This is a genomic window from Vibrio sp. Vb0598 (genome assembly GCF_033338935.1).
Classification (GTDB): Bacteria; Pseudomonadota; Gammaproteobacteria; order Enterobacterales; family Vibrionaceae; genus Vibrio; species Vibrio alginolyticus.
This window is the reverse complement of record NZ_JAWOTP010000010.1, coordinates 100858-118332: the sequence shown is the minus strand read 5'-3', so window position 1 is coordinate 118332 and position 17475 is coordinate 100858. Positions and strand designations below refer to the sequence as shown.

The following is a 17475-nucleotide window of genomic DNA, read 5'->3' as shown; positions in this document are numbered from 1 at the left end:
TCGTATGAATACAACGTATTCGAGCTTTACCTCCCTAGCGACCTTGTTCATCGCAGAGAGGTCTGAGCAATCCCCAGTCTCTTACGAGCGCGACACGGTTATCACGTGGGGTGATTTCCAGCAGCACGTCGCAACACTTGCTCAGCAGTTAGAAACCCAACCAACGCAAAACATTGCGTTGTGTTTTGGCAACAGCTACCTGTTTGCCGTTGGCTTTTTTGCTTGTTGTTATGCAGGAAAATCCATTGTATTACCTGGTAATTACCAACCAGAAGCACTCAAAGAGCTCAGTGAGCACTACGATTTGTTGCTGCATGATGCCGATGTCTCGGTTCCAGAACTGGTGAGCTCGCTTTTGATCGAAGCTCAATCATTGCTAGAAACCACCGTGATTAACGAGCCAGAGGCCAAACAACCTTATTTTTGGCGAGAATTAAACCTAGCGGAAATACCGGTAACGCTATTCACTTCGGGTTCAAGCGGCACACCAAAAGCCATTGCAAAAACGCTTAAACAGCTCGATATCGAAGTTTCTATTCTAGATAACCTATGGGGCGACACAGTTGCCAACACACGCGTTGAAAGCACCGTTTCTCATCAACACATTTACGGCTTGCTGTTCCGCGTATTGTGGCCTTTGTGCTCTGCACGTCCATTTTCAGCACACAACCTTGAGTTCCCAGAGCAAATTGTCCATCACGCTGATGCTGACACCACGCTAGTAAGCAGCCCTGCGTTACTAAAACGACTCAGTGAAGAGCACGATCCGGTTGCGATTCGGTGTGTATTTTCTTCTGGTGGCCCCTTGCCAAACCAAGCGGCGCAGCACAGCCAGGAGTTGTTTGGGTCACTTCCTATTGAAGTGTTTGGCAGCACAGAAACCGGCGGCATCGCTTACCGTCAGCAGCACGTAGCTAGCACTCCCTGGACGTTATTCCCTGGTGTTGAAGCCGAGCTTAACCATGAAAATTGTTTAAAGCTCCGCTCGCCACACATTGATGAAAACACTTGGTACCAAACTGCGGATGAATGCTATTTCCATGATAGTATTTCTTTTGAATTGCGTGGACGCACTGACCGAATCGTCAAAGTCGAAGAAAAGCGTATTTCCCTTGTCGAAGTGGAAAAACGTTTAGAGCAATTGCCGTGGATTCAAGAAAGCGTGGTGATCCCAATGGAAGAATCTGGTCGCCTCACGTTAGTCTCGATCATCGTACTTAACGATCAAGGCAGCGATGTGCTTAATGAACTTGGTAAAGGCAAATTTTGGCTTGAGCTTCGCAAGGCACTGCGCAATTGGCTAGAACCGATCGCTATCCCGAGAAAATTCCGAGTGGTCGACGAAATTCCATTGAACAGCCAAGGCAAACGCCAAGTTGCTGAAATTGAAAAACTATTCCAATAAAGCTAGTAACATGGATAAAAGAAAACCAACTATTCAGAATATTGAAGTGAGTGACCATACCGCGGAGCTGTCGCTGCGAGTGGATGCTGACATCTTAGATTTCCAAGGTCATTTCAATCACTTCCCTCTTTTACCCGGCGTCACTCAAATTGATTGGGCGTTGTTCTACGCCGTTCAATATTTGAACACTCCCAAGGTATTTAAAGGAATGGAAGTCATCAAATTTCAAGAGCCGATTCTGCCAAACGCCGACGTTTGTCTCTCACTCTCTTGGGACAATGAGCGCGAGAAATTGACCTTTAAGTACACATCGAAAAACGGTGAAACCTTGGTGACTCACTCTTCAGGCAAAATGAAACTGGGTGAGTCACGTGAGTGATTACCGTCCCTGCTTTTTAATTCCTTGCTACAACCACGGCAGCACAATTGCAGACGTAGTTGCGTCGTTATCCTCTTTCGATTTGCCAGTGCTGGTCGTGGACGACGGCAGTAATGAAGACACCAAACAAGCGCTTTCAGCGTTGAGTGAGCAAGGGCTGATAAAACTGATTAGTTTGAGCGAAAACCAAGGTAAAGGTGGCGCGGTGATGGCTGGCCTACATCAAGCTCACCAACTTGGTTTTACGCACGCCATTCAAATCGACGCAGACGGTCAACACGACCTAGAAGCATTGCCGAAATTGCTCAGCGCCAGCGAAACAAAACCAGATAACCTGATTTCGGGCCAACCGATATACGACGAGAGCGTACCTAAATCCCGTTTGTATGGTCGCTACGCTACGCACGTGTGGGTGTGGATAGAAACCTTGTCACTGTCTATCAAAGACAGCATGTGCGGTTTTCGCGCCTACCCAGTGGCGAAAACGGTCGCCGTGTTGAACAAGTACAGCATCGGCAAACGCATGGATTTTGATATCGAAATTCTAGTGCGAATGTATTGGGAAGGCGTCGACATTGATTTTGTTCCAACGCGCGTTTTCTACCCTGAAGGTGGCATTTCCCACTTCGACGCATTGTGGGATAACGTCAAGATAAGCTGGATGCACACTCGCCTATTTTTTGGCATGTTGCCGCGCATTCCTTCGCTACTCGCCAGAAAGCACAGTCACACAGACGACAGTAATGCCCACTGGTCGAAACGAAAAGAACAAGGCACGATTTTAGGCATCAAAACCTTACTCGCGGTTTACCGCTTGTTCGGCAGAAAAGCGTTCGACCTGATTTTAAAGCTAGTCATGCGCTACTATCACTTCACGGGGCAATCTGCCCGCGAAGCGTCTGAGATTTACCTGAACAACTTACAGCACTACGCAGCGCAGCAGAACATCGCACTGCCAAAGCAGTTGGACAGCTATCATCATCTGCTTTCTTTTGGGCGTACCATGCTCGACAAACTGGCTGCCTGGCAAGGTGACTTTAACGTCGATAACCTAACCATTCACGGCCAGCATCATTTCGAAGAGATGGCGCAGAAAAAACAAGGCGTGCTCATTTTAGGCTCGCACCTTGGCAATATCGAACTCTGCCGCGCGCTTGGTCGTCGACACTCTCATGTCAAAATCAATGCCTTGGTATTTACCCAACACGCTGAACAATTTAATGCGGTAATGAAGGCGGTAAACCCAAATTCGGAACTGAATCTGATTCAAGTCAGCTCAATGGGACCAGACACCGCGATTCTGCTTCAACAAAAAATCGAGCAAGGAGAATGGGTAGTGATCGTTGGCGATCGCACTTCCACCAGTAAAGAAAATCGTATCGTTTGGGCAGATTTTCTTGGTAAACCCGCACCATTCCCGCAAGGCCCATTCATGCTAGCATCGGTATTAAAAGCGCCGGTTTACCTACTCTTCGGCCTACGCGACGACGAAGCAAACACTCCGCATTTTAATGTGTACTTTGAACACTTTAGTGACCAAATCACGCTACCGCGCAAGGAGCGTCAGCAGGCACTAGAACTCGTTGTTCAACAGTACGCACACAGATTAGAACACCACACACTGCAAGCGCCGTTACAGTGGTACAACTTTTTTAACTTCTGGACTTTAAGTAATCAGCCACATGACAAACAACAATAATCACAACATCACTTTTGGTGCCCAATCTTTAACCATCGAAGATGTCGTTGCCATTGCTCAAGGTGCAAAGGCACACATGAACACCTCGCCAGAATTTACCGCGAAAATTGATCGTGGCGTGGCGTTTCTGGAACGATTACTGAAAGAAGAAGGCGTTATTTACGGCGTGACCACGGGTTACGGCGATTCATGTACTGTGGCGATTCCACCCGCTCTTGTGGATGAACTTCCGTTGCACCTTACACGCTTCCATGGCTGTGGCTTAGGTCAAATCCTTTCTCATGAGCAAGCTCGCGCGGTGCTGGCAACCCGTTTATGTTCATTGTCGCAAGGCGTATCTGGCGTGTCTCACGATCTGTTGACCCAAATCGTTACGCTTATCAACCACGACATTGCGCCGCGTATTCCACAAGAGGGCTCGGTGGGCGCAAGTGGCGATTTAACGCCTCTGTCTTACCTAGCGGCGACCTTAATTGGCGAACGTGAAGTGCTTTACAAAGGTGATGTGCGACCAACACAAGAAGTGTTTGCAGAGCTGGGCATTGAGCCAATTCGCCTAAAACCAAAAGAAGGTTTGGCGTTAATGAACGGTACATCCGTGATGACGGCCCTCGCCTGTCTTGCCTACAAACGTGCAGAATACCTAGCGCAGCTTTGCACCAAGATTACCGCGATGGTCTCTGTGAGTATGCAAGGTAATGACTTCCACTTTGATGAAGCGTTGTTTGCGGTAAAACCTCATCCTGGTCAACAGCAAGTTGCGGCTTGGCTGCGTGATGATCTCAATGCTGAGCGTCCGCCACGCAATAGCGACCGACTGCAAGATCGCTACTCGCTGCGTTGTGCGCCACACGTAATTGGCATGGTGCAAGACTCACTGCCTTGGCTACGTCAATTGATTGAGAATGAACTAAATAGTGCCAACGACAATCCAATTATCGATGGCGACAACGAGCGCGTTCTCCACGGCGGTCACTTCTACGGTGGTCATATCGCAATGGCGATGGATACGTTGAAAGTGAACATTGCCAACTTAGCTGATTTGCTGGATCGTCAGATGGCGCAATTGATGGATTACAAGTTCAATAACGGCCTGCCGTTTAACTTAACCGGTGCAGAAGGCGAGCGTAAACCGATCAACCACGGCTTTAAAGCGGTTCAGATTGGTATCTCAGCTTGGACGGCAGAAGCGTTGAAAAACACCATGCCAGCAAGCGTTTTTTCACGCTCAACCGAATGTCACAACCAAGACAAAGTGAGCATGGGCACCATCGCGGCTCGTGATTGCTTACGCGTACTTGAGTTAACAGAGCAAGTTGCTGCGGCTTCACTCCTAGCAAGCGTTCAAGCGGTTGAGATTCGTCGCCGTCATAACGAATTGGACGAACACCACATGAGTCAGAGTTTGCGAGTAATTCGTGACGCAGTACTGAGCGAGTTTGAATTTGTGATTGAAGATCGCCCATTGGAACAAGATTTGCGTAATTTCATTGAACGCATTCAGCAACGTCATTGGCCACTCTACGCGGAGGTATAATGCAAGAGCAGGTTCTCTACCCATTAGAAGCGGAGGTGACTATGGTCACCTCATTCCAAGATGCTGACCCGATGGGCGTGATTTATCACGGCAACTTCTTTCGATATTTTGAAGAAGCGCGTCGTGTGCTGATGGAGAAGCTCCAATACAGCTATCGCGATATGCAAGACTCTGGGTACATGTGGCCGATCATCGATACGCGCGTTAAATACGTGAAGGCGATTCCGTTTAATCACACCATTCGTATTACCGCGCAACTCACTGAGTGGGAAAACCGCTTACGTGTGGATTACGTGATTTACGACGCCGAAACGAATCAACGTATGTGCAAAGCGCATACAACGCAAGTCGCTGTATCCATTGAAAAGCAAGAGATGTGCTTTGTTTCTCCGGCAATCTTTTTAGATAAAGTAGAGCAATGGCACAACCATGGGAGCCTGAACTAATGCAAAAGTGGTTACTCTCTTTTTTGTTGATATTTTCTGTTCCAGCACTGGCCACACCGACAGCAAACGTAACAGATTTGGCGTCGCTTCAACAGCAGTTGTCTCAGCATGAAATCGTGCGCGGAGATTTTACGCAGCAGCGTCATCTGGAAATGTTCAGTCAACCTCTAACCTCTAAAGGTCAGTTCACACTGAGCAAAACACATGGCTTGTTGTGGCAACAAACAGAACCTTTCGCAGTCAATTTGGTATTGACGGAAAACAAACTTCGTCAAACTTTTGCCGACCAAGCACCGAAAACGATCTCTGCACAAGAAAACCCAATGGCGTTCTACTTTAGTCATGTGTTTTTATCCGTGTTCCACGGGGATACTTCTGCACTGCAAGAACAATTCACACTCGATTTTTCAGTTGAGAACAATCAGTGGCAGCTCGTTTTAGTGCCCAAACAGTCACCATTAAATGCGGTGTTTAAAGCCATCACCCTTTCCGGTAAAACGCATATTGATCGCCTAACCCTGCAAGAGCTGCGCGGCGATAAGACCGAAATCACGTTTACAAACCAGACCTCTCTACCTCAGGAACTCACGGATGCCGAAGACGCTCAATTCCGTTTCTAAACTCAGTCTTGGCACTCACACCTTTGCTCTGGTTTGGCTCAATCTCGTTGTTTTAGCGGGCGCGTTGCTACTCAAACAATGGGTTTGGAGTGCAGAATCTCCGATTGAGACCAACATTTTAAAACTGTTGCCGAAGAACCAACAAAACCCGGTGGCTGAGCAAGCCTTTGAGTCGGTCTCGGCAAGTATGAGCGACAAAGTCATTTTCGTGATCACAGCGCCGGACAAAAATGCCCTTTTTGCAGCAGCCGCTGAATTTGATAAGGGTTTGCGTCAGAGTAATCATTTTCGCGATGTGGTGGGAAAAATCTCACCTCAAGAGCAGCAAGCTTGGGCGAGTTACTACTTTAAGCACCGCTTCCAATTGCTGACGCCTGAACAACGAGAGCGTTTAAGCCAAAATCCAGAACAGCAAGTGCAGCATGTGATTCAGTCGCTGTACAACCCGTTTTCTGGAGTGACCGGGCAAGAGTTACAAAATGATCCTTTCTTGCTATTTCGTGATTATTTGAGCCAAGTTACCCAGCAATCGTCCTCTTTCCGATTGGATAACGGCTATCTGTCCGTCGAAAAAGACGGTGCTCAATACTTGCTTATTACTGCCGAGCTAAAAGACTCGCCTTATAGCCTAACTGGGCAACTTGCAGTCCCTGATATTCAAGCGCTAGAACAAGGCGTCGCGCAGAAATATGGCGCTGAAGTCGCACATACTGGCGTTCTATTTTACGCTGACTTTGGTACGCAAAGTGCAAAATCGGAGATCAGCACCATCGGTGTATTCTCTCTACTCGGTATCATTGCATTGTTCTTGCTGGTCTTTCGGAGTGTGATGCCGCTGTCCCTAGCACTGCTTTCCATCACCATTGGTCTGCTCGTTGCGTTGTCCGTTACGACGTGGATTTTTGGAAAAGTCCATCTGTTCAGCTTAGTGTTTGGCGCAAGTTTAATCGGTGTGTCTATCGACTACGCATTCCACTACCTAACGGAACGTCTTGCGGCGGGAAATGAATGGGATAGCGAGCAAGGGTTAAAGCATATTTTCATAGCGATCACACTGGGCTTAATCACCAGCTTGATCGGCTATTTGGGCATGTTAGTGGCACCGTTTCCTGGTTTGCAGCAGCTTGCGCTGTTTTCATCCATTGGTCTGATTGCCGCTTACATCACCGTGGTGGCTTGGTATCCGATACTGGCTCGTAACCCATCGCGCACCATTTCGACTTTACCGGGACAATCACTGTTGGCGAAATGGTTAACGCTTTGGAATCAACCTCGAATTAAAGTCGGATTGCCGATGTTATGTGTGGTTGCGAGTGGCTTTTTCTTGCTGCAATTGAACTACGATGACGACATTCGTCTACTGCAAACGATGCCGAACGATCTCAAGCAGCAAGAAACCTTGATTACGACGCTCAGTGGCATGCAATCTTCACAGCAAATGTTGGTCGTTACCGCCGACGATGACGAAAACCTAATGAAAAAGCTGGAGTCTTTGACGCCAACATTAGAAGCGTGGAAAGCGGACAGCACCATCGAAAGCTACCAGAGCCTGAGCCGCTACTTGAGCTCAGTGGAACGTCAGCAACAAGACTATCAATTGATTCGCGATCTTTACGCGACACAATCCAGCCCACTAGCTTCCGGACTGAGCTTAAGTAAAAAGCCTAAAATGGACGCCGACTTTATCCCTGTCACGGTTGATCAGTACTTGCAAAACCCAGTATCAGCGCCTGTGCGTTTTCTCCATTTGGGTAAGATCAAAGGAAAATCTGCAACGGTAGTGGTGTTAAACCAATTGCAAGACTCCGCCGTTGTTAAGGCATTTGCCAAATCGCAGTCTGATGTTGTTTATCTAAACAAAGCTGAGGAAATATCCGCCCTATTTGGTGAATACCGAATCAAAATCATGGAACTATTGGCAGCCGCCAGTGCTGTGATCTTTCTGGTATTAATCAAGCGGTACGGTCTGCAACACAGTTGGCGAGTTTTACTGCCATCATTGATTGCTTGCGCCTGCGGTCTGGCAACGGCAGTCGCGATGGGAACAACATTAAACCTATTCAACTTGCTTGGCTTGGTGCTCATTCTTGGTATCGGGATCGATTACACTCTGTTCTTTGCCGAGAAAGCCCGCAGCGTGAGCACACTATTGGCGATCACCCTTTCGGCAATAACCACTGTGCTGTCATTTGGGTTGCTATCACTCAGCCAAACTCACGCGATTCACAGTTTCGGCATTACGGTGTTAAGTGGTATTTTTGTTGCTTGGCTGCTCTCTCCGATTGCGATTAAAACAGAGGAAACGACGTCATGATTTTTAACCATGCTTTTCGCTACGCGACGTTCATCACACTGAGCCTGTTTTTAAGTGCATGCAGCTTGGTCCCTCACCAATCGACGCCTCAGGTCGACATTGACGAGCACACCCAAGTTAGCTTGCCCACTCCCGCAAGCTTGGGCTATCAGTTGTCTGCCAGTCAGTTAATTACGGCTTCTTGGGCAATAGATGGTAAAACCAAATCTGAGCAACTTCCGGTACAACTGCAAGTGATCAACAACGAAGTGGTGCTGGCAGGCTTCTCATCCTGGGGGACAAGAGTACTCTCACTGTCTTACGATGGAGAACAAATTCAAACCGAAGTGCTCAACGGTTTACAAGGTTCGCTACCGCAGCCAGAACAGGTATTATTTAACCTGATGATCACGCTCTGGCCGAGTTCCGCTTGGGAAGGATCGTTAAATGAGGTAAGGTGGCGAATTATTGATAAAAATAATTCTCGCGCCATCTTTGATAGCGACGGTGAAAAGATCATTGAGATTCAATACAGCTCTTCTAACAAGTTAGAGGGTAAGATTGATTTTCATCACCTCAAACATCAGTTTTCAATTTCTATTCAAACACTGCAACATCAGATTAATTAAGAACAATTTAGAATAACAATATGCCTATTCGCTCTTCTCAACCTTTGTATATTCAGGCCTGTGGCTTCCACTCTGCCATGGGGCAAGATGACACGCTCATCCACCAGTGTTTATCGGGAGCGAAGCCATCCAACATGGTGGTTGACCAAGATATTTTAAATTCAGGCCGCCAAACAGTAATCGGTCGAATCGCACAGACGTTACCGCAATTACCACCCGCACTCAGCCAGTTTGATACGAGAAACAACCGCCTCGCACTTTCGGCTTTACAGCAAATCGAAGGCGACGTGCGTGACGCCATTGCTAAATATGGCCGTGACCGTATCGCAGTCGTGATCGGCACCAGCACATCTGGCATTTCAGATGGCGAAATCGCATTTGGCGAAAAGCTGGCAAACGGTAATTTTCCTGCCGACTACCATTACACCAAACAAGAGCTTGGTAACTGCAGCGATTTTATTGCCGCCTACTTTGATTTGAGCGGCCCACATTACTCAGTTTCAACCGCCTGTTCTTCTAGTGGCCGTGTCTTTTTAACCGCGCAGCGCCTGATTCGCTCTGGCATTGTTGATGCGGTTATTGTGGGTGGTGTAGATACCATTTGTCGCCTCACACTAAACGGCTTTAACGGTTTAGAAGCTCTATCCGATACTCTTTGCAAACCATTTGACCAACATCGTAACGGCATCAATATCGGCGAAGCCGCAGCATTAATGTTGCTAAGCAAAACACCTGCGCCCGTTGCTCTTCTCGGAGCTGGCGACAGCTCAGACGCACACCATATTTCCGCACCACATCCAGAAGGGTTAGGCGCAGAAGAAGCGATGAAAAAAGCGTTGGCCAATGCAGGACTTACAGCGCAAGACATTGGTTACATCAACGCACATGGCACAGCAACGCCGTTAAACGATGCGATGGAAAGCAAAGCCATTCATCGCTGCTTTGGTGACTCCGTTCCCGTAAGCTCGACAAAGCCACTTACCGGACACACATTAGGAGCAGCAAGTGCTACGGAAGCCGCGATCGCTTGGCATATTCTCAAGTACAGCCTTGATTTGCCAATACAACACTGCGAAACCAAAGCAGACGATATCCATATATCGTTAGTTGAGACGCCAACCAAACTGGGTAACAAAGCGATTCTCAGCAACTCTTTTGCTTTTGGTGGCAATAATATTAGTCTTATTTTTGGTTACGCTCATGACTAAACTTCCTCCCATCGAACAACTTTTGCCACACGACAAACCAATGATCTTGGTTGATCGTGCTTTGGATGTTCAACAAGATACGATTCACTGTCAGGTTGATATCGCAGAACACAATCCGTTCTTCGACTCGGCCTCTCAAACTGTGCCAGCTTACGTTGGCATTGAGTTTATGGCGCAATCTGTCGCGGCGTGGTCTGGTTACCACGCATTAATGAAAGAACAAGCGCCACCGATTGGCTTTTTACTTGGTAGCCGTCGATACACGTCTGAATGCGATACGTTTTCTCGCGGACAGGTGCTCGATGTGTATGCTGAAAAAGTTATGGAAGATAACGGTATGGCGGTTTTTTCAGCCCGTATTGAGCTACAAGGAACTGTTGTAGCGACTTGCCAATTGAACGTTTATGTTCCATCAGAAGAAAAATTACAAGAAATGAAAATCAGGAGTCAACAATGACCCGACAAGTCCTCGTTACAGGTGCCAGCAAAGGCATCGGTAAAGCCATTGCCGTTCAATTAGCCAAAGATGGTTTCCAAGTCATTGTCCATTACATGGGCGATCAACAAGGCGCGCAAGACACCCTAAACACCATCGAACAGCATGGTGGTAGCGGTCGTCTTATCCAATTCGACATCAGTGACCGCGCAGATTGTCGTGAGAAGCTAGAAGCCGATATCGCCGCACACGGCGCTTACTATGGCGTCGCAAACAACGCTGGCATCACAAAAGATACCGCTTTCCCTGCGATGACCGAAGAAGAATGGGATGGCGTGATCCATACCAACCTAGATAGCTTCTACAACGTTCTTCACCCTTGTGTTATGCCTATGGTGCAAAAGCGCAAAGGCGGTCGAATTGTTACCCTTGCATCAGTATCTGGCCTGATGGGTAACCGTGGTCAAACCAACTACAGCGCAGCAAAAGCGGGCGTAATTGGTGCGACAAAATCACTCGCACTTGAACTGGCAAAACGCAAAATCACCGTTAACTGCGTTGCACCAGGACTTATCGACACAGGCATGGTAGACGAACACGTGAAAGAACACGCGATGCCGCAAATTCCTCTGCGCCGCATGGGAGAGCCAGAAGAAGTTGCTGGTTTAGTCAGTTACCTTATGTCTGACATCGCAGGCTATGTAACTCGCCAAGTCATTTCGGTAAACGGAGGCCTAGTATGAGCCGTCGAGTTGTTGTAACCGGAATGTCGGGTGTGACTGCGTTTGGTAACGATTGGCAATCTGTCGAACCAAAACTGCGTGACTGCCAGAACGCGACGCAATACATGCCTTCTTACGAACAGTATGATGGTTTGAACACCAAGCTCGCGGCACCAATTTTAGATTTTGAACTGCCAAAGCACTACAAGCGCAAGCAAGTACGCGGCATGGGGCGTGTTTCCAAATTGGCGACCGTCGCAACAGAAAACGCACTGAGCCAAGCAGGTTTGATTGGTAACGGCGTACTCACCAATGGTCAAACGGGTATCGCATACGGCTCATCAACAGGCAGTACTGACGCCATCGGCGCATTTGGTGTCATGCTGAATGAGAAAACCACGAAAGCGATCACCGCAACGACTTACGTGCAGATGATGCCGCATACCACAGCAGTGAACGTTGGTCTATTTTTCGGTTTGAAAGGCCGAGTGATCCCAACCAGCAGTGCATGTACCTCTGGCAGCCAAGCAATCGGCTACGCCTACGAAGCGATCAAACATGGCTACCAAACGGTAATGGTTGCTGGTGGCGCTGAAGAATTGTGCCCAACGGAATCCGCTGTCTTCGATACCCTTTTTGCCACCAGTCTGAAGAATGAAGACCCGAAAAGCACACCAAGACCTTATGACTCCGATCGCGATGGTTTGGTGATTGGTGAAGGTGCGGGAACACTGGTTCTGGAAGAGTACGAACACGCCGTCGCTCGTGGCGCGAAAATCTATGCAGAAATCATCGGTTTTGCCAGCAACTGTGATGCCGCACACGTCACTCAACCACAGATGGAAACCATGCAAATCTGTATGGAAATGGCTTTGCAAAACGCGGGCATTCCTGCTGAGAAGATCGACTATGTATCTGCTCACGGCACTGCCACCGACCGCGGCGATATTGCGGAAAGCAACGCAACAGCGAATGCTCTGGGCAAAGTGCCAATCAGTTCACTCAAGAGCTACTTTGGCCACACACTAGGCGCCTGTGGCGCGATTGAAGCGTGGCTAGGTTTAGAAATGATGCACACAGGTTGGTTTAACCCAACGCTCAACCTAGAAAACCTCGACGAGCAATGTGGCGATTTAGACTACATCGCTGGACAAGGTCGAGAGCTGGACGTGAAATATTTGATGAGTAACAACTTCGCCTTTGGCGGCATCAACACCTCCATCATCTTTAAAAAGATGTAATTCCCTTAATAAATGCAAAAGCGCTGGTTAACCAGCGCTTTTTTGTTGGTGGCTATCCAGATTGCTAGAAATTGCAATGGCTAGAATGCCATTCAAAAGTTGTAGATAGAGTGGCAATTACAGCCAAAAACCTAAAAACGACAAAGCCCCGACAACTCAAAGAGTTATCGGGGCTTTTGAATAAATGGCACGCCCTATTGGATTCGAACCAATGACCACATCCTTAGAAGGGACGTGCTCTATCCAGCTGAGCTAAGGGCGCGCTACAGGGACAGGATTATACGAGTTCAAACGGGTAAATCAACGGGTTTTCATAACATTCTGATCTGAATGCCTAAAAAAAGTCCATTAAAACGCTTAATGTTCAAAAACACCACAAAGCAAACGTTTGCGTATGGATGTTGATAAGAAATTCTGCGACAATGCGCCGCAGATAATCTGCCTTCTTAATTTATAAGGAAAGTCATGACTGCTCAAAATATAGACGGAACTCTCATTTCCCAAACTGTTCGATCCGAAGTGGCTGCACGTGTTAAAGCACGTGTTGAAGCTGGGCTACGTGCTCCTGGTTTAGCAGTGGTTCTAGTTGGTGAAGATCCTGCTTCTCAGGTTTATGTCGGTAGCAAACGCCGCGCATGTGAAGAAGTTGGGTTTGTTTCTAAGTCTTTTGACCTTCCTGCGTCTAGCTCAGAAGAAGAGTTACTAGCGCTGATTGATGAATTAAACAACGATGATGAAATTGACGGCATTCTAGTGCAATTACCCCTTCCTGCGGGCATAGACACAACACATGTTTTAGAGCGCATTCACCCAGAGAAGGACGTGGATGGCTTCCACCCTTATAACGTTGGCCGTCTTGCGCAACGTATTCCAAAGCTTCGCTCTTGCACGCCAAAGGGCATCATTACCCTACTCGACCGTTACAACATTGAGCTACGTGGTAAACATGCGGTTGTGGTTGGCGCATCAAACATTGTTGGTCGTCCAATGACACTTGAGCTGCTGCTTGCGGGCTGCACAACAACAACATGTCACCGTTTTACCAAAGACCTAGAGAGTCATGTGCGTCAAGCTGACGTTGTCGTGGTTGCGGTTGGTAAGCCTAACTTCATCCCTGGTGAGTGGATTAAAAAAGGCGCAGTGGTGGTCGATGTCGGTATTAACCGTCTTGATTCAGGCAAACTAGTTGGTGACGTGGAATACGACAAAGCACGTGAAAGTGCGAGCTTTATTACTCCTGTTCCTGGTGGTGTTGGCCCAATGACCGTCGCAAGTTTAATTGAGAACACAATGCTCGCTTGCGAACAGTTCCACACAGACAAATAATGTAAAACTTCAGATACGAAAAAGGCTCCGCAAGGAGCCTTTTTGCTAATTGTTGATATCTATTTCAATTACAGACTTAAAATCACGCCCGCAATCGAAGCGCTCATTAAGTTCGCCATGACACCAGCGATAATCGCACGGAAACCATGCTTAGAAACAAATGCACGCTTTTCTGGTACCAATGAGCCCAACCCACCAATCAGCATCGCCATGCTTGAGATGTTTGCAAAGCCACACAAAGCAAACGTCACGATTGCTTGTGAGTGTTCACTAAGTTGAGACTTCACTTCTGCAAGCTGGATGAAAGCGACGAACTCATTCACCACAATCTTGTTACCAATCAGCGAGCCTGCTGTGGTTGCTTCTTGCCATGGTATACCCAACAACCAAGCGACTGGCGCAAACACAAAACCTAGGATGAGCTCAAAACTTAATGGTGTCCCAATAAGATCACCTATCCAGCCTAACATGCCGTTTAGCATTGCAATGACACTAATAAACGCCAGTAACGTACCACCGACCGATACAGCAATGCGTACACCCGCCATGGCACCATCGGCTAATGCTTCTACTACGTTGGTTGCACGTGGAATTTCAACTTGGCTAATGTCGATATCTGCTGCTTTATCCGTATCTTCTGGCATTAAAATTTTTGCCATCAACAAGCCGGCAGGTGCTGACATAAATGCAGCAGCAATAAGATAGTTGAGGTCGACACCCAGTGATGCGTAACCAACCAACGTTCCGCCAGCAACTGACGCTAAACCACCTGTCATAACTGCAAAGAACTGCGAGTCAGTCATGTGTTTTAGGTAAGGCTTTACCATTAATGGTGCTTCAATGGTGCCAACAAAGATATTCGCCGTAGCAGACAAAGACTCAGCACGACCGATACCCAGCAGCTTTTGAATACCACCACCGATAAAGTTAATGATTTTTGGCATCACACCAATGTGATAAAGACCTGAGATAAGAGAGGAGAAGAAAACGATGATACCCAGAACATTGATCGCAAAGGTGAAGCCCCCTGTCGCCAAATTACCGAATAAAAACGCAATGCCCTCTTGACCATAGTTGATCAAATTCGACACAACACTGCTCACTGAATTCAGCGCATCTCGTCCTGCTGGTACATATAAAACCAACAACGCAAACAGTACCTGCAAAGCAAACGCAAACGACACCGTTCTCAGCTTTATATTTTTTCTATTTGTAGAAAGTAGCCATGCTAGGAATAGTATGGCTACGATACCAATAATTGAGTTCATAAAATGAATCCGACAGAAGGGGGATATGGAAGGCACCGGATTGTATAGCGGACTCAAAATGCTGCAAGTTGAGGATGTTAACAGTGTGAAAAGTTTAAGCGACCAATAACTGACCAACAAAATAACCAATTGAATTTATTGAAGATAAACGTTTGCTTATTTTAATTATTTCCATATGGAAAATATGTTTCTGATTCAGGAAAAATTTTTGTGAAGTGAATCACCTTATGTGTCGTTCTACAACGTCATTGATCCTGTTATTTAGGAATAGAGATGTAAGGCGCCAAACGTTGGTCCCAATGACAAGGGTTGCCGATCTTCTGTTTGATAAAGTTAATCACTGCGGATATTTTTTTTGGCATATGCTGGCGGCTTGGGTATACCGCATAAAACGGCATCGACTGGCTGGCTTTCCAATCAGGTAACAGCTGTATTAACTTACCCGTTCTGAACTCATCACCCAGCAAGTAAGTGGCAAGGTAGGCAATACCCCAACCTGCAATAGCCGCATCCCGAACGGCTTCTGCCAGATCTACTGAATAGTTACCCGAGACTTTTACGTTCAATTCTTGCTGATCTTTGGTAAACGCCCACCCCGTATAGTCACGCTCCCAGCTTCTGTATATGAGGCAGTTGTGAGCAGATAGGTCATCCGGTTCTGTTGGCGTGTCATGTTTCAATAAGTAATCTGGCGATGCCGCAACAACAAACTGGCAATCCGTCAAACGCTGCGCAATGTAACCTTCAGGCAAATGCTCGTTGTTGGTTACCCATAAATCGAGCCCTTCGGCTAACATATCGACCTTATAGTCAAACAGATGTACTTCCACTTGAAGTTGAGGATACAGTTCGCGTAACTCTTGAATCGCTGGAATAATGTGTAAGGTACCAAATGATTGCGACAACCCAAGACGTACCAAACCTGCCACTTCATCCCGCTGGGTTTCCATCTCTAATGTGGCGCTGCTCACCGCTTGTACCACTTGCTCACAGTGATGAAAAAAGGTTTTCCCTGCCTCAGTCGGCGTAAAGCTTCGCGTAGTGCGTTGAACAAGCTTGATACCAAGAGACGCTTCTAACTGACTCAACTGTTTACTCACATGAGACACCGACACGCCTAAGCTCTTTGCAGCAGCTGTGAAGCTTTTGTGTTTAAGAAGAGCGGAGAAAATCACCATTTGTGCGGCACGTTCAGATAACACGCTTTACCTCGATTTGGTTATAGAAAAAACAAAGGGCTCCGAAGAGCCCTTGTATTGAAGACTGAATGCCAAATTGTTTGATGGCAGATCAGTATTTAATGCGGTCAGCCAAGTGACTCACAGCAAGTGCGAAGTAGTAAGAGCGGTTCCACTTCATCAATACGTTGTAGTTATTGTAAACCAGATACGTACGACCATTCTCGTCGTCCGGCATGATCAACCATGCTTTGATGTCTTCATCCAGTTTTGGCAACGGGCTACCGTCATATTTTGTGATACCTAATTGGCTCCACTCTTGAAGGTATTTGCCTTTTTCAGCCGTGCGCCCTTCTAGGCTGCGATCAATATTTTTAGGAACCTTAACTTGGCGACCCCAAGTATATTTATCATCCCAACCAGACTTGCTCAAATAGTTAGCGGTTGATGCAAACACGTCCGCTTCAGATTGCCATATGTCTTTTTTACCATCACCGTTGCCGTCAGCAGCAAAACGAAGGAAAGAGCTTGGCATAAACTGGCATTGACCCATCGCACCAGCCCATGAGCCTTTAAAGTTCTCTAGCTCAATATGGCCTTGATCGAGGATCTGAAGTGCCGACATAGTCTCTTTACGGAAAAACTCTTCACGACGGCCTTCAAATGCCATTGTGGATAGTGCATCAATCACTTTAAAGTTGCCGGTAAACTTACCAAAGTTACTTTCAACTCCCCATAGCGCCACAATAAAGCGCGGGTGGACACCGTACTCATCGCCTATACGCTTTAGCTCGGTGTAATGCTCTTTGTAGAGTTGTCTGGCTTGCTTCACCTTCCATTCAGGCACCGCGCGAGGAATGTACTCATCCAATGTCAGTTTCTTTTCTGGTTGGTTTCGGTCCGCTTTTACTGCTCGGGGCTTGTACTCAACATTAGCAAAAGCAGCACTAATGACCTGCTCTGAGATACCTTTATCACGAGCTTCAGCACGCAGCTTATTCAAGTATTCATCAAAACCCTCGCTACTTGCAAAAGCCGAGGTACACATACCAACGCTAAGCATGGTAGCCAGTATCTTTTTCATATTG

General features: G+C 47.2%; 16 protein-coding genes and 1 tRNA gene. 13 read left to right on the top strand and 4 right to left on the bottom strand.

All coding sequences use genetic code 11. The annotated features are described in order from the left end of the window. The first annotated feature begins 4 nt into the window (after window positions 1-4). The 12 genes from R7Q38_RS12370 to R7Q38_RS12315 are packed head-to-tail and all read left to right on the top strand — an operon-like array spanning window position 5 to window position 12615. Window positions 5-1405, top strand: coding sequence for an AMP-binding protein (locus tag R7Q38_RS12370; protein ID WP_239938598.1), 1401 nt, complete (start codon window positions 5-7; stop codon window positions 1403-1405). Between the two features lie 10 nt (window positions 1406-1415). Further along, the gene (locus R7Q38_RS12365; RefSeq protein WP_005396010.1) at window positions 1416-1784 is read left to right on the top strand and encodes a (3R)-hydroxymyristoyl-ACP dehydratase; all 369 of its coding nucleotides are present in this window, start codon (window positions 1416-1418) and stop codon (window positions 1782-1784) included. After that, on the top strand, window positions 1777-3483 hold the full coding sequence (locus R7Q38_RS12360; protein ID WP_239938597.1) for a glycosyltransferase family 2 protein: 1707 nt from the start codon (window positions 1777-1779) through the stop codon (window positions 3481-3483). Before R7Q38_RS12365 ends, R7Q38_RS12360 begins: the two co-directional genes overlap by 8 nt. Then, entirely contained in the window at window positions 3467-5020 is a 1554-nt protein-coding gene (gene hutH, locus R7Q38_RS12355; protein WP_239938596.1) for a histidine ammonia-lyase, read from the top strand. The genes R7Q38_RS12360 and hutH overlap by 17 nt, the downstream gene beginning before the upstream one ends. Beyond that, the gene (locus R7Q38_RS12350) at window positions 5020-5466 is read left to right on the top strand and encodes an acyl-CoA thioesterase (RefSeq protein ID WP_054702228.1); all 447 of its coding nucleotides are present in this window, start codon (window positions 5020-5022) and stop codon (window positions 5464-5466) included. The genes hutH and R7Q38_RS12350 overlap by 1 nt, the downstream gene beginning before the upstream one ends. Continuing rightward, window positions 5466-6086 (top strand): LolA family protein, encoded by a 621-nt coding sequence (locus tag R7Q38_RS12345; protein WP_017819935.1) that lies wholly within the window; start codon window positions 5466-5468, stop codon window positions 6084-6086. Before R7Q38_RS12350 ends, R7Q38_RS12345 begins: the two co-directional genes overlap by 1 nt. Beyond that, a complete protein-coding gene (locus R7Q38_RS12340) occupies window positions 6058-8400 on the top strand; it encodes an MMPL family transporter (RefSeq protein ID WP_104975964.1) in 2343 nt (780 codons plus the stop codon). Before R7Q38_RS12345 ends, R7Q38_RS12340 begins: the two co-directional genes overlap by 29 nt. Further along, on the top strand, window positions 8397-9008 hold the full coding sequence (locus R7Q38_RS12335) for a DUF3261 domain-containing protein (protein ID WP_238843478.1): 612 nt from the start codon (window positions 8397-8399) through the stop codon (window positions 9006-9008). The genes R7Q38_RS12340 and R7Q38_RS12335 overlap by 4 nt, the downstream gene beginning before the upstream one ends. A 20-nt stretch (window positions 9009-9028) precedes the next feature. Next, the gene (locus R7Q38_RS12330) at window positions 9029-10216 is read left to right on the top strand and encodes a beta-ketoacyl-[acyl-carrier-protein] synthase family protein (protein ID WP_238843479.1); all 1188 of its coding nucleotides are present in this window, start codon (window positions 9029-9031) and stop codon (window positions 10214-10216) included. Next, window positions 10209-10673 (top strand): hotdog family protein, encoded by a 465-nt coding sequence (locus tag R7Q38_RS12325; RefSeq protein WP_017634799.1) that lies wholly within the window; start codon window positions 10209-10211, stop codon window positions 10671-10673. Before R7Q38_RS12330 ends, R7Q38_RS12325 begins: the two co-directional genes overlap by 8 nt. Next, complete coding sequence (gene fabG / locus R7Q38_RS12320) at window positions 10670-11395, top strand: 3-oxoacyl-ACP reductase FabG (RefSeq protein ID WP_213871770.1); 726 nt, start codon at window positions 10670-10672, stop codon at window positions 11393-11395. The genes R7Q38_RS12325 and fabG overlap by 4 nt, the downstream gene beginning before the upstream one ends. Next, on the top strand, window positions 11392-12615 hold the full coding sequence (locus tag R7Q38_RS12315) for a beta-ketoacyl-ACP synthase (protein WP_138939384.1): 1224 nt from the start codon (window positions 11392-11394) through the stop codon (window positions 12613-12615). The genes fabG and R7Q38_RS12315 overlap by 4 nt, the downstream gene beginning before the upstream one ends. Window positions 12616-12800: 185 nt before the next feature. Here the strand turns inward: R7Q38_RS12315 and R7Q38_RS12310 are convergent. Further along, window positions 12801-12877: transfer RNA gene (locus R7Q38_RS12310), tRNA-Arg, on the bottom strand. Between the two features lie 203 nt (window positions 12878-13080). On the opposite strand from R7Q38_RS12310, the gene folD reads away from it, so the two are divergent. Continuing rightward, window positions 13081-13941 carry a bifunctional methylenetetrahydrofolate dehydrogenase/methenyltetrahydrofolate cyclohydrolase FolD gene (gene folD / locus R7Q38_RS12305; protein WP_005382297.1) on the top strand — a complete coding sequence of 287 codons (861 nt, stop codon included), beginning with the start codon at window positions 13081-13083 and terminating at the stop codon, window positions 13939-13941. Window positions 13942-14009: 68 nt separating this feature from the next. On the opposite strand, the gene R7Q38_RS12300 is transcribed toward folD, so the two are convergent. The 3 genes from R7Q38_RS12300 to R7Q38_RS12290 all read right to left on the bottom strand — a co-directional run bounded on the left by R7Q38_RS12300 (window position 14010) and on the right by R7Q38_RS12290 (window position 17471). Then, the gene (locus R7Q38_RS12300) at window positions 14010-15209 is read right to left on the bottom strand and encodes a NupC/NupG family nucleoside CNT transporter (RefSeq protein ID WP_005382298.1); all 1200 of its coding nucleotides are present in this window, start codon (window positions 15207-15209) and stop codon (window positions 14010-14012) included. Window positions 15210-15466: 257 nt separating this feature from the next. Continuing rightward, entirely contained in the window at window positions 15467-16411 is a 945-nt protein-coding gene (locus tag R7Q38_RS12295) for a LysR family transcriptional regulator (RefSeq protein WP_017634801.1), read from the bottom strand. A gap of 88 nt (window positions 16412-16499) precedes the next feature. Beyond that, window positions 16500-17471, bottom strand: a complete 972-nt coding sequence (locus R7Q38_RS12290) for a lytic transglycosylase domain-containing protein (protein ID WP_005388330.1) — start codon at window positions 17469-17471, stop codon at window positions 16500-16502. Window positions 17472-17475 lie beyond the last annotated feature (4 nt).

Bases quoted from the DNA above. Each gene is read 5' to 3' on its own strand.
- R7Q38_RS12370 (WP_239938598.1), top strand. From the start codon at position 5: ATGAATACAACGTATTCGAGCTTTACCTCCCTAGCGACCTTGTTCATC.
- R7Q38_RS12365 (WP_005396010.1), top strand. From the start codon at position 1,416: ATGGATAAAAGAAAACCAACTATTCAGAATATTGAAGTGAGTGACCAT.
- hutH (WP_239938596.1), top strand. From the start codon at position 3,467: ATGACAAACAACAATAATCACAACATCACTTTTGGTGCCCAATCTTTA.
- R7Q38_RS12350 (WP_054702228.1), top strand. From the start codon at position 5,020: ATGCAAGAGCAGGTTCTCTACCCATTAGAAGCGGAGGTGACTATGGTC.
- R7Q38_RS12345 (WP_017819935.1), top strand. From the start codon at position 5,466: ATGCAAAAGTGGTTACTCTCTTTTTTGTTGATATTTTCTGTTCCAGCA.
- R7Q38_RS12340 (WP_104975964.1), top strand. From the start codon at position 6,058: ATGCCGAAGACGCTCAATTCCGTTTCTAAACTCAGTCTTGGCACTCAC.
- R7Q38_RS12335 (WP_238843478.1), top strand. From the start codon at position 8,397: ATGATTTTTAACCATGCTTTTCGCTACGCGACGTTCATCACACTGAGC.
- R7Q38_RS12330 (WP_238843479.1), top strand. From the start codon at position 9,029: ATGCCTATTCGCTCTTCTCAACCTTTGTATATTCAGGCCTGTGGCTTC.
- R7Q38_RS12325 (WP_017634799.1), top strand. From the start codon at position 10,209: ATGACTAAACTTCCTCCCATCGAACAACTTTTGCCACACGACAAACCA.
- fabG (WP_213871770.1), top strand. From the start codon at position 10,670: ATGACCCGACAAGTCCTCGTTACAGGTGCCAGCAAAGGCATCGGTAAA.
- R7Q38_RS12315 (WP_138939384.1), top strand. From the start codon at position 11,392: ATGAGCCGTCGAGTTGTTGTAACCGGAATGTCGGGTGTGACTGCGTTT.
- folD (WP_005382297.1), top strand. From the start codon at position 13,081: ATGACTGCTCAAAATATAGACGGAACTCTCATTTCCCAAACTGTTCGA.
- R7Q38_RS12300 (WP_005382298.1), bottom strand. From the start codon at position 15,209: ATGAACTCAATTATTGGTATCGTAGCCATACTATTCCTAGCATGGCTA.
- R7Q38_RS12290 (WP_005388330.1), bottom strand. From the start codon at position 17,471: ATGAAAAAGATACTGGCTACCATGCTTAGCGTTGGTATGTGTACCTCG.